The 15,448-nt window shown below is 64.5% G+C and carries 12 protein-coding genes and 1 pseudogene; 5 read left to right on the top strand and 8 right to left on the bottom strand.

Annotated features, from left to right (window positions below; all coding sequences use genetic code 11):
* Positions 1-574 precede the first annotated feature (574 nt).
* From QRN59_RS24245 to QRN59_RS24230, 4 genes and pseudogenes are all read left to right on the top strand, one after another.
* Entirely contained in the window at positions 575-1,069 is a 495-nt protein-coding gene (locus QRN59_RS24245) for an SRPBCC family protein (protein ID WP_284984978.1), read from the top strand.
* Positions 1,038-1,508, top strand: a pseudogene (locus QRN59_RS24590) (GNAT family N-acetyltransferase); the annotation flags it as partial. The gene QRN59_RS24245 and the pseudogene QRN59_RS24590, both read left to right, overlap by 32 nt.
* A 54-nt stretch (positions 1,509-1,562) precedes the next feature.
* Positions 1,563-2,981: an FAD-binding oxidoreductase gene (locus QRN59_RS24235; RefSeq protein ID WP_284984979.1), complete on the top strand. Its 1,419-nt coding sequence runs from the start codon at positions 1,563-1,565 to the stop codon at positions 2,979-2,981.
* A gap of 131 nt (positions 2,982-3,112) precedes the next feature.
* A complete protein-coding gene (locus tag QRN59_RS24230) occupies positions 3,113-4,414 on the top strand; it encodes an MFS transporter (RefSeq protein ID WP_284984977.1) in 1,302 nt (433 codons plus the stop codon).
* A 199-nt stretch (positions 4,415-4,613) separates the two neighbouring features.
* Here the strand turns inward: QRN59_RS24230 and QRN59_RS24225 are convergent, their stop codons facing one another.
* The 6 genes from QRN59_RS24225 to QRN59_RS24200 all read right to left on the bottom strand — a co-directional run bounded on the left by QRN59_RS24225 (position 4,614) and on the right by QRN59_RS24200 (position 11,846).
* Positions 4,614-5,831 (bottom strand): amidohydrolase family protein, encoded by a 1,218-nt coding sequence (locus tag QRN59_RS24225; protein WP_284984976.1) that lies wholly within the window; start codon positions 5,829-5,831, stop codon positions 4,614-4,616.
* Positions 5,832-5,856: 25 nt separating this feature from the next.
* A complete protein-coding gene (locus QRN59_RS24220; RefSeq protein ID WP_284984975.1) occupies positions 5,857-6,879 on the bottom strand; it encodes an ABC transporter ATP-binding protein in 1,023 nt (340 codons plus the stop codon).
* Positions 6,880-6,887: 8 nt separating this feature from the next.
* Positions 6,888-7,955, bottom strand: coding sequence for an ABC transporter ATP-binding protein (locus tag QRN59_RS24215; RefSeq protein ID WP_284984974.1), 1,068 nt, complete (start codon positions 7,953-7,955; stop codon positions 6,888-6,890).
* Entirely contained in the window at positions 7,952-8,953 is a 1,002-nt protein-coding gene (locus QRN59_RS24210; protein ID WP_284984973.1) for an ABC transporter permease, read from the bottom strand. The genes QRN59_RS24215 and QRN59_RS24210 overlap by 4 nt, the downstream gene beginning before the upstream one ends.
* 83 nt (positions 8,954-9,036) lie before the next feature.
* A complete protein-coding gene (locus tag QRN59_RS24205; RefSeq protein WP_284984972.1) occupies positions 9,037-10,761 on the bottom strand; it encodes an ABC transporter substrate-binding protein in 1,725 nt (574 codons plus the stop codon).
* Positions 10,762-10,802: 41 nt separating this feature from the next.
* Positions 10,803-11,846: an ABC transporter permease gene (locus QRN59_RS24200; RefSeq protein ID WP_284984971.1), complete on the bottom strand. Its 1,044-nt coding sequence runs from the start codon at positions 11,844-11,846 to the stop codon at positions 10,803-10,805.
* 237 nt (positions 11,847-12,083) lie between these two features.
* Here QRN59_RS24200 and QRN59_RS24195 point away from each other — a divergent pair, with 237 nt between their 5' ends.
* On the top strand, positions 12,084-12,755 hold the full coding sequence (locus QRN59_RS24195; protein WP_284984970.1) for a GntR family transcriptional regulator: 672 nt from the start codon (positions 12,084-12,086) through the stop codon (positions 12,753-12,755).
* A 9-nt stretch (positions 12,756-12,764) separates the two neighbouring features.
* Here QRN59_RS24195 and QRN59_RS24190 read toward each other — a convergent pair whose 3' ends face one another.
* Positions 12,765-14,174, bottom strand: coding sequence for a DUF4032 domain-containing protein (locus QRN59_RS24190; RefSeq protein ID WP_284984969.1), 1,410 nt, complete (start codon positions 14,172-14,174; stop codon positions 12,765-12,767).
* A 90-nt stretch (positions 14,175-14,264) separates the two neighbouring features.
* The gene (locus tag QRN59_RS24185) at positions 14,265-15,347 is read right to left on the bottom strand and encodes an ABC transporter ATP-binding protein (RefSeq protein WP_234751365.1); all 1,083 of its coding nucleotides are present in this window, start codon (positions 15,345-15,347) and stop codon (positions 14,265-14,267) included.
* Between the last annotated feature and the right edge of the window lie 101 nt (positions 15,348-15,448).

Here is a 15,448-nt window from a genome sequence, read left to right as displayed (position 1 = left end):
TACTGCACCCGGGAGGGTGTGGGAGAGTAGGACACCGCCGGACAACCATTAACGGCCAGGCCCCGACACACCATGTCGGGGCCTGACCCATTTAAACACCCCCCAACACACCCCGGCTCACCTATCAACGGTTGTCGGCGGACGCCCGCTCACCTATGACCCGGAAATCCCACACCCCCGCTCACCTTTGAACGGTTGCGGGCCGACGCCCGCTCACCTATGAACGGTTGCGGGCCGACGCCCGCTCACCTATGACCCGGAAATCCCCACCCCCGCTCACCTTTGAACGGTTGCGGGCCGACGCCCGCTCACCCACCAGCCGGACCGGACTCCGCCGGCAAAGGCAGGGCACGATGGGCCATGCGATGGAAGCCGGCCCTCAACGCCTTCGCCATCACCTTCGAAGGAAGAATCAACTAAATGCCAATCTCGAATCGACCCCTAAACGGACAGTCCCCCGTCAGCAGGGGACAGCGGGCGTCGGGCCGGGACCCGGCATACCTGAGCGGGCGTTTGAGAGGGAGCGGGTTGGGTCCGGAGTCGGGCGCTTCGCTGGGCGGTAAAGTTGGTGCACATGGAGAGCCTCTTTAGTCACCTCGCGCCGGACTCCGAACCCCAGCCTGAGCAAACCGGTGAGCTGGACCCCGTAGTGTGCACCGTCGTCGTGCCTTCGCCGGTTGCGCATGCCTTCATGGGCTTTACCGATCACCCGCATCTCTGGTGGCCGATGGAGGACCACAGCGTCTTCGGGGCAGGTTCGCACGTTGAGTTCGAGGAGAATTTGATCCTGGAGACCGCTGACGACGGACGCACCTCGATATGGGGGACGATCGACGATTGGCAGCCACCGTTGTCCTTCCATGCGAGCTGGTATCCGGGCAGCACCGCGATGTGGTCCACCGAACTTCGCCTGGCCTTCCGCGCGGTCGACGGTGGTACGGAGGTTCGCCTGGTGCACGACGGCTGGGAAGGCGCCGAACACCCCGCGCAAACCCGTGCGGACTACGCGGCTGACTGGCCCGGAGTCCTTGAGCGCTATGTCCGATTCATGGGCGGCGGAAGTGAATAGAATCCGTCGTCTCCAAGCGGCCGACTGGCAGTTGCTTCGCGACGTCCGGTTGGAAATGCTGTCGGACACCCCGATGGCCTACGTGGAGAGCCTGGCAGCCGCTCGGCGCCAGACTGACACTCAATGGCAAGAGCGGGCAGCCACGATGTCGGGCGACTCGAGCGTTACCCTCGTGGCGGATGACGGTGCGGACGGCAGCCGGATCAATGGACTCATGCGCGTGGTCGTCAAGCAGCCACAGGACCCGTCCGAGGCGCTGCAAGCCATGCTGATCAGCGTCTACGTAGCACCTGAACACCGCGGCCTCGGACTGGCTGACCAGTTGCTTGATGAGGCTTGCGACGTAGCAGGCGCCGAGCTTGGAGCCGGCGTGATCGAACTGGGTGTCCACGAGGATAACGCGCGCGCCAAGGCGTTCTACGAGCGGCACGGATTTGAATACACCGGCGCCAGCCGACCGTATCCGCAGGACAAAGCCAGGATGGAAATTGTCATGGCGCGCCGGATTCCGCCCTCCGGGCCGATCCGCCAAAGCACAAGCCCTGGCGGGTTCATCGATGAGCTAGGGGCCGCCCTCACTCCGGGGCAAGTCGCCGTGGACGAACGCACTCGAACGAGCTATGCGGCAGACCTAGGACCAGTCCTCGACTTGCAGCTGCCTCTTGCCGTGGTGTTCGCCGAATCCGTTGAAGACGTGCAGCACGTTGTGCGCAGTTGCGCCAAGCACGGGGTTCCGATTGTCGCCCGCGGCGCCGGCACCGGAGTTTCCGGCGGCGCCCATGCCAGCCAAGGGTGTATCGTGCTCAGCCTGGAACTCATGAACCGCATCCTGCAGCTCAACGCGGACGATGAGACCGCCGTGGTCGAACCTGGCGTGGTGAACGCTGACCTGAACGCCGCCGCGGCTGAACACGGCCTCATGTACGCGCCGGACCCCGCGAGCTACAAAATGTCCACGATCGGCGGCAATGTGGCCACGAACGCCGGCGGCTTGCGCTGCGCCAAATACGGCGTGACCAGGGACTCGGTGCTGGCGCTCGACGTCGTCCTGGCCGATGGATCGCTCATCCACACAGGGCACCAGACCTTCAAAGGCGTGGCCGGATACGATCTCACGGCACTGTTTGTGGGATCCGAGGGCACCCTGGGAATCGTGGTGGGCGTGACGGTGCGCCTGCGCTACCTGCCCCGCGAGGTACAGACAATGGCGGCGTTCTATCCGGACTTCCGCGGTGCCGCTGCGGGAGTCCTTGCGGTCGGAAAGGCGCGAGTTCAGCCCGCCATCATGGAAATGCTGGACGCCGGTACGCTGGCCCAGCTCGACGAACTGTACGGTTCGGACCTCGGAGAACGCGGGCAGGCGCTGCTGCTGATCCAGACAGACGGTTTGGGAGCTGCTGCGGAGGCAGCGCTGGTGCGGGAAGTGCTCGCGTCCGGCGGCGCCACGGTCACGGCGGAATCGAATGCGGAAGCCGAGCGCCTCATCGACATGCGGCGCTCGAGTCGGGGCGACGAAGTGGATAACGAATACCGGGTAGGCGAGGACGTCGCCGTTCCGAGGTCGCGGCTTGTCGACTACGTGGCCGCGCTCGAGGCCATGGCCGTCACCCACGATGTCCGGCTCAAGGTGGTGGCCCATGCCGGCGACGGCAACCTGCACCCCACCTTCTGGGTGGACCGTGTGGACACGGAAGTGGACGCCGATGCCATGTCCCGCCTTAACAAGGCCTTGGACGACTCCATCGATGCCGCGCTGGAGATGGGCGGAACCATCACAGGCGAGCACGGGGTGGGGCAGTACAAGCTGCGCTGGCTCGGCCTTGAGCAGCCCGCGCCCATCCGCGAGCTGCAGCACCGCATCAAAAAGCTTTTCGACCCAGCCGGAATCTTCAACCCCGGCAAGGCCATCTAGACCGTTGGTATTCCAAATCTGATCGCCAAGATCTCGCGTCACACTCAGCCGCCTTTTTGCGCCAGTTTACTTTGATTCCCGATACCCCTAATCTTGTTTAGTATACCAAATTGAGGTCGAGGGAGGCAATCATGGGACAAGCACACCCGCCGCGCCGCGGTACTTCCGCGAGCGCCGCTCGGAGGACCGCGTGGGTACTCGTTGCACTGGCGCTTGTCTCCATCAACCTTCGTCCGGCCATTACGACGATCGCCGGCACCATGGGGCAGCTGCAGGCAGGATTCGGGCTCGACGCGCACTTGCTGCCGCTGCTTGGCGCCCTGCCTGTACTTGCTTTCGGGGTCTCGGCTCCTTGCGGTCCGTGGCTGGCCCGTCGCCTGGGCACCGGCAGGGCCGTGGCGGCGGCGCTCCTGGTACTTGCCGCCGCGCTGCTTGTCCGCGTACTCGTGCCCGGACTGCTGCTGCCCGGAACGTTCCTCGCAGGAGCATCCATCATGACTGCCAGCGTGCTTGTGCCGCAGATCGTCAAGGCCAACCGCGGTACCGGGTGGTGGACGGGGCTGTGCACCATGGGCTTCGGGCTGGGCGCGGCGCTTGGCGCAGGACTCGTCCAGCCGCTGCAGCAAGCGCTCGGCGGAAGCCTCGCCTGGGCACTGGCCGTCTGGGCCGTTCCCGCCTTGCTAGGGGCCGCGTTGATCCACCGCACCGGTCAAACAGGCGGACGCCCGGACGGGACCGGCGGAGCGGCGTCGGGCGCCGGCTTACAAGAGACGACGACGGCGGGCGGCGCCACGAGCGAAGCCGGCACCATTCCGCTGCGGAAGCAGCGGACGGCCTGGGCCGTGACAGCTTTCTTCGGGCTGCAAGCCATGCTGTATTTCGCCGTGACCTCGTGGCTCGCGGTGTTCCTGGTGTCGAAGGGCCAGACCGCGGCCGACGCAGCAGGGCTCTTGGCCTGGTTCAGCGTCGCAGGGCTGCCCGCGAGCCTGCTGGCCCCCGTTCTCGCGGGGCGTCGCGCGGTCCTGAAGGTTATGGCGCCCGGCCTGGGACTGCTCGTCGCGGCGGCTTTGATTGGAGTCTTGACGGCGCCCGTAGCTTTGCAATTCCTCATGGTCGGCCTGTTGGGGATCGTCCAGAGCGCCGGGTTCGGGCTGGGAATGGCGTTGGTAGTCATCCGCTCGGCAGGGCCAGAGAGCGCCGGCAGCCTGTCCGCCATGAGCCAGGGCTTGGGCTTCGCGTTGGCCTCCCTGGGGCCCTTGGGGGCGGGATTCCTGCATGAGTGGTCTGGCGGCTGGGACGCTTCCTTTTGGGCCTTGGCGGCGGAAGCGGTGCTGCTCGCAGTTGCCGGTTTCCTCGCCGTGCGCGGGCGCGCGGTGTCCGTGGCAGCCGCCGAGGCGGAGCAGCTTGGCGAGCCCGCCGCCGTCGGGCGCTAGCCAATCGGGGCAGGGCGCAAACCAAACCACGCACGGACCCCCCAGTCGGCCCAACTGACTCGCATTTGTTGTCGTTATGAGCCCACATAACGACAACAAATGCGAGCTAGTTGGGCATACGCTGTCGGCGCCCCCGACACACGCAAACCAAGAAAGCGGCCGGTCCCTCAAATGCGGGACCGGCCACTTTTGCGCGGATTCAGATGAGCTCGAGCTGATCCGCCACGACCTTGCCGCGGTGGATCACCGTGCGGTCGGTGCCGCGGTCCATGACGGCGGAGGCGACGGTTTCGCCGTCGAGCAGCAGGAGTTCGGCGGGATCGCCGACCTCGACGCCCGGACGGTGTGCCGTGCCCTTCAGGCGGGTGGCGGACGGGTCAAGGATGCTGGCGCCGCCTACCGTGGCGATCGCGAGGCAGTGCTCGATGAGTTCGTCCTTGCGGAAGCCGTGGGTGAAAGCGAGCTGCCAAGTGCGGTCTAGCATGTCCGTGTTGCCGTACGGGGACCAGTAGTCGCGCTGGCCGTCCTCGCCCAAGCCCATCCGGACGCCGGCTTCGGCGAGCAGCGGAATGGGCAGCTGGCCCGAAACGGACGGCGCCACGGACGCCATGGAGATGTCCAGTTCGGCGAACTCGTCGATGAGGCGGCGCGTGGTGGCCTCGGAGACGCTGCCCAGCTGGTAGGCGTGGGACATGGTGACCTTGCCTTGCATGCCCAAGGCGCGGGTGCGCTCGATCACCAGGTCAGTGCTGAAGACACCGAGCTCGCCGGGCTCGTGGAGGTGGATATCAATGGGGACCTGGTACTTTTCGGCCAGTCCGAAGACGATGTCCAGATGCCGGGCAGGGTCGCGGTCCAGGCTGCACGGATCGATGCCTCCCATGACATTGGCGCCGGCCTTGAGTGCCTGGTCCATGAGGGGTACGGTGCCGTCCTCAAGGAGAAGCCCGGCCTGCGGGAACGCGATGATGTCGACGTCGGCCTGGCCCTTGAACTGCTCCTTGGCGGCCATCACGGCATCGAAACGCTCGAGGCGGCAATCGACGTCGATCTGGGCATAGGAGCGGACGCGCGTGGTTCCGCGCGCGATCATCCGGCCGAGGGTGTTGTTGACCCGGTCCTGCAGCGGAACCTCGGCGTTGCGCCAGTTCTGCCGATCGTTCATCATCATGGTCCACACGCCCGGACCGCCTGTGTGTTCGCGGAACGGCAGGCCGATGCGGGTGGAGTCCAGGTGCACATGGACGTCCGAGAACGACGGCACGAGAAGGCGGCCACGGCCCTCGACGACGGTCGTGTCGCCTGGGACGGCCCGCGCCGAAGCATGGGGTTCGACGCCGGTGATCTTGCCGTCCGTGATCAGGACATCGCTCAATGCTTGTCCCCAGGGGCGGACGGCGCGAATCAGGGTGTTCAATGTATTGCTCCTTTGATGTTGGATCTTATTGCACACCAGCTAGGGCTGCGGATTCCAGACCTGCGTGATGGCAGGCCGGGGCAGCCGCGCTGGCTGGTCGGGGGATTTCGCTGATGCAGCGTTGCTGGTGCTCCGCGCCCAAGGTGCCGAACAACGGACACCGGGTGCGGAAGACGCAACCGCTGGGAGGGTTTGCCGGCGAGGGTAGATCTCCCCGGAGCCGGATCTTTTGCTGCTGGCGGGCTGCCCGGGGATCCGGCAAGGGCACCGCGGACAAGAGCGCTCGCGTGTAGGGATGCCGGGGATCACGGAACAATTCCTCCCTGGGCCCTTGTTCCACGATCTTGCCGAGGTACATCACCGCCACCTCATGAGAGATATGGCGGACCACGGAAAGATCGTGCGCGATGAAGATGTAGGCCACTCCGGTGTCCCGCTGGATCTCCTGCAGCAAGTTGACCACTTGCGCCTGTACCGAGACATCGAGGGCGGACACGGGTTCGTCGCACACGATCACGGAGGGGTTCAGCGAGATGGCCCGCGCGATTCCCACCCGCTGGCGTTGGCCGCCGGAGAACTCATGCGGGAAACGGTTGTAGTGCTCGGGCTTGAGGCCAACTTGTTCGAGGAGTTCCTTGACCCGGTTCTTAAGGCCGCCGGCCGGGTTGATCTTTTGCGCCAGCATCGGCGCCGCGATGGCCGTGCCCACGGTTTGCCGTGGATTGAGTGAGGCGAAGGGGTCCTGGAAGATCATCTGGACTTTGCGGCGGAAGTTGTACAGATCGCGGCCGCCCAGCTGACCGATGTCCGCGCCGTCGATCAGGATCCTCCCGCCCGTGGGATCCATGAGCCGCGCGACCATGCGTCCGGTGGTCGACTTTCCGCAGCCGGACTCACCCACGAGCCCCAACGTCTGGCCGCGGGCGAGACTGAACGAGACGCCGTCGACCGCTTTGACGGTCTTGGATCCTGTGGCTGAGAACAGCCCGCCTTTGATGGGGAAGTGCTTCTGGAGGTTCTCCACCTGGAGAATTGCCTGCGTGTCCATGGCGGGTCCTAACGCGTATTCCGAATGGTGACGATCTGGGGGCCGCTCAAGTGGCAGCGCTTTCCGTGGCCTTCCTCGACCACGAGCTCCGGCCGCTGGCCCGCGCACACGCCGTCGCCGGCGAGGGCTGCGTACTCGCACCGGGCGCTGAAAATGCAGCCTTTCGGGAGGTCAAGGAGCGACGGCGGCTGGCCGGGAATGGGGTTGAGCCTGCCTGAGGAACTGCTCAGCGTGGGCATCGATTTGAGCAGGCCCAAGGTGTATGGATGCCGTGTGTCGTAGAAGATCTCGTCCACGGGACCCGATTCGACGCATTGGCCGCCGTACATGACCAGCACGGAATCGCAGACTTCGGCCACCACGCCAAGATCGTGGGTGATGAGGATGAGGGCCGAGTTCGTTTCTTCCTGGAGCTCGGACATGAGGTCCAGGATCTGTGCCTGCACGGTGACGTCCAGGGCGGTGGTGGGTTCGTCCGCGATGAGCAGTTCCGGCTCGCAAATCAAGGCCATGGCGATCATGGCGCGTTGGCGCATACCCCCGGAGAAATGGTGCGGGTATTCGTCGTAGCGCTGCTCGGGGCTGGGAATGCCCACCCTTCCGAGCATGTCGACGGCGGCTGCGCGGGCTTGCTTCTTGCTCGCCTTGTTGTGGACGAGGTAGGCCTCGGCGATCTGATGACCCACGGTGTAGAAGGGATGCAGGGCCGAGAGCGGATCCTGGAAGATCATGCCGATGTTCCGGCCGCGAAGCTGCCGCATGCCGGATTCGGGCAGTGTCACAAGGTCCTTGCCCTGGAACAACGCCTGGCCGGTGACGCGAGCGGAGGTTCCCTTGAGCAGTCCCATGAGCGCCTGGCTGGTGACCGACTTGCCGGACCCGGATTCCCCGACGATGCCGAGGGTCTGCCCGCGTTCCAAGGAGAAATCCATTCCGTTGACGGCCGAGACAAGGCCGTCGTCGGTGGGGAACTTCACCGAAAGGTTGCGGACCTCCAGGAACGCGGCGGTTCCCGTGGCAGGGTGCGCAGTTCGGGTGGCCGGCTGACCCGCCGGACTGGGTTGGAGCTGGGTCATTGGAGCCTCACTCGGGGATCGATGGCAGCGTAGGCGAGGTCGACAACGACATTCGCGACGATGACGAAGAAAGCGGCCAGCATGGTGATGGCCATGGTGACGGGCAGGTCGCCGGAAATGGCAGCCCGGACGGCCGTGAAACCGAGTCCAGGGACGGAGAAGATCTGCTCGGTGAGGACCGCGCCGCCGAGGAGCAGCCCGATGTCCATACCAAGCATGGTCACGACAGGAGTGATACCGGCCCTGACGCCGTGCTTGAACGTCACGGTTCGGGGCGCCAGGCCCTTGGCACGGGCCGTGCGGATGAAGTCCTCGCTGAAGGTCTCGATCATGTTGGTCCGGGTGACCCGGATGTACGCCGCGCTGAAAAGCACCGCGAGGGCAACCCAGGGCAGGAAGTAGTTGAGCACCCAGGCCCCCGGACCGTGCGGACCGAAGGGGCTGTTGATCTCGTTCGTCGTGAAGGGCAGGAGGTGCAACTGGTTGACGAAAACCAGCAACAGGAACAAGCCGGTGACGGGGATAGGCAGCGAGACACCAACGGACGCCGCGCCGACGATGAACTTGTCCGTGGCGGATCCCTTGCGAAGGGCGGCCAGCAAACCGAGCCCGACGCCGGAAACGGTCCAGAGCACGAGCGCGCCGACCGCCATGGAGAGCGTGTAGGGCAAGGAACGGGCGATGATGTCCGAGACGTTTTCATTGGTTTGGAACGATTTGCCGAGGCATGGCCACTGGCAGATCGACTCGGCTCCGGGAGCACCGATCATCCGCGGCGAGACCAAACCGCGCATGTAGTCGATGTACTGGATCAGGAAAGGATGGTCCATGCCGAGGGCCACGCGGGCTTCCGCGATGCGTTCGGGAGTGCACTCCTGGCCGCAAGCGGCCGACGCAGGATCGGCAGGTCCGAGCTGGAAAAGCGTGAAGGTGATGAAGCTGACGGCTACGAGAAGCAGGATCAGGGAGCCTGCCCGGCGAAAGATGAATCTGGTCATTGTGCTGCTTGCGGGCCGCCCGGCAGTAGCCGCGCGGCCCGCCTCCCTTCTGGGCTGAACCTGGTTGTGTGTATTAGGCCTGGTTAGTGCTCGACGCCGACGATCGAGAGGTCGATGCCGCCGAAGAAGTAGCCCACTTGGGCATTGCGGATGTTGGAGCCCACCACGCTGTTCGTGTGGCTGCGGACGAGCGGGATGATCGGGTAGGTCTTCAGGGCCTTGCCGAACTCCTCAGACCACTTCTTGCCGAGTTCTTCCGAAGTCCCGGCCGTGTTCCGGAGATCGAACATGGCCTTCGAAATCTGCGGATCGAAGTAGCGCGAAGTGTTGGAGAAGCCGTAGCTGGTGCCGTCGTTGTTCGGACCGAGGATGGGATCGGCTGACGTACGGACCGACGCGGGGTCGGCGCCGCCGCACCAGCCCGACCGCGCAATGTCCGGCAGCTGGTCACTGGCCAGAACGGAGTAGTAGTTCGGAGCCGGGATCGGCACGAGCTGGACGTCGATGCCCAAGGCCTTGAGGTTCTGCTGGATCACCATGCCTGTGTTCTTGTAGGCGTCGCGGTTGTTGGCATACCCGTAGCTAAGGGTCTTGGGGTAGTTCTTGCCTTCGAGGAGCTTCTTTGCTTCCTCCAGCTTGGGCTTGCCGGTGGGGTCGATCTCCAGGTCCTGGGCTGCGTAGCCGCGCATCTTGGCGTTGAGCGGGGTTTGTGTGAGTTCACCGAAGCGGCGTCCGCCGTACTGGACCAGGATGGACTGACGGTCCAGGGCGAGGGCGATCGCCTTGCGGACATCGGGATCGGAGATCTTCTCGGTGTTGAGGCTGAGGACGTCGTTGCAGCCGAGCAGTCCCGAAGCAACACGGTCTTTGACCTGGGCATCAGCCAGCTTGGCTGAATCCGAGGTCTGCAGTGCACCGTTGGAGTCCAAGGTGAGGGCATTGGGGTCGGAATTGGCCAGGAGCTGCTGGCTGATGGTGGCCTGCGAAGTGGACAGCGAGAAGCTGAACGTGTCCGGAAGTGCCGAGCGGTTGGGGTCGGTGGACGGATCCCAGTTCGGGTTGCGCACCAGTTTGAGCGACTTTCCGCGGCTGTACGAATCAACCATGTACGGGCCCGACGACACCGGGTGGTTGGTGTAGTCCAGTTTGGTGTCCTTGTCCTTCGGGACAGGCGAGGTGTTGGAACGGGAGGCCAAGGCCGGGAACTCGGCGAACGGCTTCTTCAAGTGGAAGACGATGGTGCGTTCGTCGGGCGTTTCAACGGCCTTGAGGTCGGCGGAAAAATCCTTGTACGGACCCTTGTAGCCGCCGGCGTCGAGCGCTGCGTTGAGCTCTTGCGGGGCCTGGGTGTAAACGTCTTGGGCGAACGTGCGTTCGATGCCGTACTTGACGTCGGCGGAGGTGATGGGGCGGCCGTCTTCGAACTTGACGCCCTTCTGGAGGGTGAACGTCCAAGTGAGTCCGTCTTTGGACACCTGGCCCGTGTCCGTGGCGAGGTCCGGAACGATGGTGGGCGGCTGGCCGGCCGTCTCCTTCGCCATGGTGAGGTTCCTGTAGTACAGCTGGCCGACGTTGGCCGTCTGGACGTAGTTGCTGTTGCCCGGGTCCAGGGTTTGGAAGTCCGACGACATCAGGACGTTGATGTTGCCGCCCTTGGTGGTGAAGCCGGGCTTGACCACTTCGGGAGCCTGCTCCGTGCTCGAAGCGCCGGTGGCGGCAGTTCCGGGCTGGTTCTGTCCCGCCGCGCAGCCTGTGGCGGCAGTGGCGATCAGCACGGCAAGGGCCAGCGCTCTGTTGGGGGTATTCATTGTGCTCCTCATAGGGGTGGGTGGAACGGAACTGAAGGGGATTAGTGGCGCGAGGCCTTCGGGTCCAGGGCATCGCGCACGGCGTCTCCGAGCAGGTTGAACGCCAGGACGGTGACGATGAGCATGGCGCCGGGGACTGCAAGGAACCAGGGATCGCTGAGGTACCAGTTGCCGGATTGGGCGGCGTTGAGCATCTGGCCCCACGACGGCGTGGGATCCTTGACGCCGACCCCGAGGAAGGACAACGCGGCTTCTGCGGAAATATTCGTGGGGATGAGCATGGTGGCGTAGACCAGCACGACGCCCATGACGTTGGGAATGATCTGCCGGAACAGCACGCTCAAGTGCGAGGCACCGAAGGACCGCGCAGCCTCGACGAACTCGCGCTCGCGGAGGCTCAGCACCTGGCCCCGGACGATGCGGGCGAGGTATGCCCAGCCGAAGAAGCCCAGGATCATCACGAGCGAAGCCATGGGGAGGAAGCTGCCTTGGCCCAGCGGGGTATCCCGCAGCCGTGACTGCAGGATGGGCGTCAGCGAAAGGACCAGCAAGAGATGCGGGAAGGCGAGGAAGAGATCCATGATGCGGCTGATGATGGCGTCCGTTTTGCCGCCGAAGTAGCCCGCGGCTGCACCAATCACGGTTCCAAGGACCACCGAGACCGCAGTGGACAGCAGGGCAATGGTGAGTGATACCTGGCCACCGTAGGCGAGGCGCGCAAACAGGTCGCGGCCCAGGCCGGGTTCCACGCCCAGCCAATGGCTTGCCGAGGGGTACATGTATCCGGGGAGCGGCAACCCGGGAGTCTGGAGGTCGTCCAGGACCTCGGGGCTCGTGTTGGACGTGAATGGATCGTTGCCGGACATGGCGCTGAGCAGCGGACCGAGGATGGCGAACAACACGATGGCCACCACCACGCCGAGGCTCAACAAGGCAATCTTGCTCCGGCGGATCCGCAGCCAGGCCGTGGCCAGGAGCGACCGCGCCTCGGCGGTGGGTCTAATCGGGGACGTGCTGGGTGATGGACTCGCAGCCGTAGCTTCGACGGTGGACTGTAGCTGGGTCAACGGGGGTGCTCGATTCATGATCCAAGGAGTAAGCTCCGGACTTTTTGTATACCAAAAATAGAGTAGAGCACGTTTGATGGGATGTAAATCACAAATATTGCACTATCTGGAATACCAAGCAGCCAAATTTCGTGAAACAAGTCACTCTTGAAAGGAATCGCCCTGATCGCGAACGCAGCGGCCCGGAGCTGTTTCCGCCCGTGTATGCTCGGGTGGAATGCAAGACGATGGGGAAGGGAAGGGTGGCCGAAGCCGATGCCCGAAACGCTGACTGGCCGCGACGACGAAGCCCGGGCCGAACAGGTCTACCAGCTGGTTCTTGAAGGAATCGTGGCGGGGAGATACGAGCAGGGCGTGCGGCTGCGCGAGCGGGAGCTCTCCGAGCTTTACAACGTTTCACGAATCCCTGTGCGGGAAGCCATTCAACGCCTTGAGCAGGATGGTTTCGTGGAGACCTTCCCCCGCCGGGGCGCCGTGGTGCGCCAATTGACACTCGCCGACGTCAACGAACTCTTCGACGTGCGGCTCTGCCTGGAAACGTTCGCGGCCCGCATGGCGGCCGTCCGCGTCGCGGCGGGCGAACCGGGTGGTCGCTTGCAGGAACTCCTCGACGACACGAGGCAAGCGATCGACGACGGCCGGACCGACGACGTCGTACGCCTCAGCGCGGCGTTCCACGCCGAAATCGTCCGGCTGTCGGGCAACCGGCTGCTCATCGAATCGGTCAAACCGCTGTTTGGGCGCATGCGGTGGATCTTCGGGCTCGCCCACAACCGCAGCAACGAACTCCAGCGCGACGAGCACATGGAACTGTGCAACGCCATCCTCGGCGGCAAGGCCGATCTCGCCTACACGCTGGCGTACTCCCACATCGAGCTCGGGCGCGAACCCGTGCTTAAGGGACTCGCGGAGACGCTGGAGCCCTAAACCCTCTCGCTAGTCGTCCGAATCCGGGTATTCGTCCTCGTCGTACCGCGACTCTTCGGTTTCAGCTTCAAGGATCTTGAGCAGCGCCGTGTCCGGATTCAGCATGATGGCGGCCTCGTCACGCCGGTGGCGCAGCACGGTATCCAAGTAGGACTGCACGGCTTCCGCCAAGGGGATGTGGCTGTCCTGCTTCTGGCTCATGTACCAGCGGTGTTCGAGCACTTCGTGGACCACTTCCGCCGGCTCAAGCTTGCCTGCGAGGTCGCGCGGGATGGACCGGACGATGGGCTCGAAGATCTGGCTGACCCAGGTGTGGGCGCTGATTTCTTCATCCATGTCCGGGTTGTTGTCCGCCCGGAATGAATCCATGTCATTGAGCAGCCGGCGGGCCTGGTTCTCCTGGGCATCCAGGCCAGTGAGGCGGAGAAGTCGCCGCTGGTGGTGGCCGGCGTCGACGACCTTGGGCTGTAGCTGGATGGTGGAGCCGTCCGCAGTGGTCTTGATGGCGTATTCCTCGACGTCGAAGCCGAGTTCGTTGAGGCGGCGGATGCGCGCTCCCACTCGCCAGCGTTCGCCGAGCTCGAACGATTCCTTTTCGGTGAGTTCGGCCCAAAGACGGCGGTACGAGTCCATGATGAGCTCCGACGTCGCCACAGGGTCCACCTTCTCCTCGATGAGGCCGCCTTCGAGCAGGTCCATGAGTTCCCCGGCGATGTTGACGCGGGCGATCTCCAGATCGTACTCGCGCTGGCCCACCGACAGGTCGGGGTACAGCTCGCCGGTTTCGGCGTCCACAAGGTACGCGGCGAATGCGCCGGCGTCGCGGCGGAACAAGGTGTTGGACAAGGAGACGTCGCCCCAATAGAAACCGATCAGGTGCAGGCGCACCAGAAGCAGCGCTTGGGCGTCGATGAGCCTTGTCAGGGTGTCCCGGCGCAGCATCTGGGAGAAGAGCGCCCGGTACGGCATGGAGAACTTGAGGTGCCGGGTGACCAGCACGGGGTTCAGCGGCTTGCCGTCAATGGTGGTACGGCCGGTGATGACCGCAACCGGCTCGACGCAAGGCACATCCATCCGTGCCAGCTTGCGGAGCATGTGGTACTCGTGCCGGGCAACGTGCTCGGACGTTTCCTTGATGGCGATGACGGAACCGGCGAGGTGCGCGAAACGAACGATGTGCCGGGAAATACCGCGGGGCAGGGCGGCCAGGTTCGCGGCAGGCCAGTCCTCAAGGGCGATGTGCCACGGCAGGTCCAGTAGCTCGGGATCCGCCGCCGCGGCAGTGATGTTGAGGGATCCGATCACGCTCGCCGGTGGCGCGACGTCATTGGCACTGGCAGCCTCGGTGCGCGGGAGTTTGCCGATCTGCGCGTAGTCGGTGGGTTCGTCATGCCACTTGGCACCGCTTTGCTCAGTCATGGGATCAATTCTTCCGTATGGAGGCTGCTATTAACGACGACGGCGGCCCGTCCACTCGGAAGGGCCGCCGTCGGTAATGCGGTGAGGCTGTTAGTCGCCCAGACGCAGGCCCGACTTGGTGTCGAACAAGTGCACGTGGCCCGACTGCGGACGAACGAAGATGGACTCGCCCTTCATCGGGGGGCGGCGGCCGTCGACGCGGGCCACGATGTCGTGGCTCTTACCGTCAAGCGTGGTGTGGCCGTAGACGTAGGCGTCGGCGCCGAGCTCTTCGACGACGTCAACCTCAACCTCAAGGCCTTCGCCGGCACCAACGGTCTCGAGGTCTTCCGGACGGGAACCGAGCGTGACGGTCTTGCCGTGTGCCTCTTCGAGGACATCGTGCGGGACCGGGTAGACCGTGCCACCGAACTGGACGCCGCCGTCGACGACGGGCAGTTCCAGCAGGTTCATGGCGGGGGAGCCGATGAAGCCGGCAACGAAGACGTTCTTCGGACGGTCGTACAGGTTGCGAGGGGTGTCTACCTGCTGCAGCAGGCCGTCCTTGAGAACGGCAACGCGGTCACCCATGGTCATGGCCTCGACCTGGTCGTGGGTCACGTAGACCGTGGTGACGCCGAGGCGGCGGGTCAGCGACGCGATCTGGGTGCGGGTCTGGACGCGGAGCTTGGCGTCCAAGTTGGAAAGGGGCTCATCCATGAGGAAGACCTGCGGGTTACGGACGATTGCGCGGCCCATGGCAACGCGCTGACGCTGGCCACCGGACAGTGCCTTGGGCTTGCGGTCCAGGTAGAGCTCGAGGTCAAGAAGCTTGGCTGCTTCGCGGACACGCTCGGCGCGCTCTTCCTTGGAGACGCCGGCGATCTTGAGGGCGAAGCCCATGTTGTCCGCAACAGTCATGTGCGGGTACAGAGCGTAGTTCTGGAAGACCATTGCGATGTCGCGGTCCTTCGGCGGGACGTCCGTTACGTCGCGGTCACCGATCAGAATACGGCCGGAGTTCACATCCTCGAGGCCTGCGAGCATGCGCAGGGAGGTGGACTTACCGCAACCGGAGGGTCCAACGAGGACCAGGAATTCGCCATCGGCGATGTCGATGTTGAGCTTATCGACGGCGGGCTTATCTGTGCCCGGGTACAGACGCGTAGCGTTATCAAAAGTAACTGTTGCCACAGTTATCAATCCCTTCACCGGCAGGTACGTGCCGGACGATCCGTTGTGAATGGTTCATGTTTATTCAGTTGGACTCCCCGCCCTGGGCTGGGCCCGGGCAA

It is taken from the genome of Arthrobacter sp. efr-133-TYG-118, assembly GCF_030209755.1.
Lineage (GTDB): Bacteria > Actinomycetota > Actinomycetes > Actinomycetales > Micrococcaceae > Arthrobacter.
The sequence above is the reverse complement of the archived record's forward strand: the minus strand, read 5'-3'. Positions and strand labels throughout refer to the sequence as shown.

What these genes read in the sequence shown, in the direction of transcription:
- QRN59_RS24220 (WP_284984975.1), bottom strand. Translation starts at nt 6,879, where the DNA reads ATGGACACGCAGGCAATTCTCCAGGTGGAGAACCTCCAGAAGCACTTC.
- QRN59_RS24205 (WP_284984972.1), bottom strand. Translation starts at nt 10,761, where the DNA reads ATGAATACCCCCAACAGAGCGCTGGCCCTTGCCGTGCTGATCGCCACT.
- QRN59_RS24215 (WP_284984974.1), bottom strand. Translation starts at nt 7,955, where the DNA reads ATGACCCAGCTCCAACCCAGTCCGGCGGGTCAGCCGGCCACCCGAACT.
- QRN59_RS24245 (WP_284984978.1), top strand. Translation starts at nt 575, where the DNA reads ATGGAGAGCCTCTTTAGTCACCTCGCGCCGGACTCCGAACCCCAGCCT.
- QRN59_RS24235 (WP_284984979.1), top strand. Translation starts at nt 1,563, where the DNA reads ATGGCGCGCCGGATTCCGCCCTCCGGGCCGATCCGCCAAAGCACAAGC.
- QRN59_RS24200 (WP_284984971.1), bottom strand. Translation starts at nt 11,846, where the DNA reads ATGAATCGAGCACCCCCGTTGACCCAGCTACAGTCCACCGTCGAAGCT.
- QRN59_RS24190 (WP_284984969.1), bottom strand. Translation starts at nt 14,174, where the DNA reads ATGACTGAGCAAAGCGGTGCCAAGTGGCATGACGAACCCACCGACTAC.
- QRN59_RS24230 (WP_284984977.1), top strand. Translation starts at nt 3,113, where the DNA reads ATGGGACAAGCACACCCGCCGCGCCGCGGTACTTCCGCGAGCGCCGCT.
- QRN59_RS24210 (WP_284984973.1), bottom strand. Translation starts at nt 8,953, where the DNA reads ATGACCAGATTCATCTTTCGCCGGGCAGGCTCCCTGATCCTGCTTCTC.
- QRN59_RS24195 (WP_284984970.1), top strand. Translation starts at nt 12,084, where the DNA reads ATGCCCGAAACGCTGACTGGCCGCGACGACGAAGCCCGGGCCGAACAG.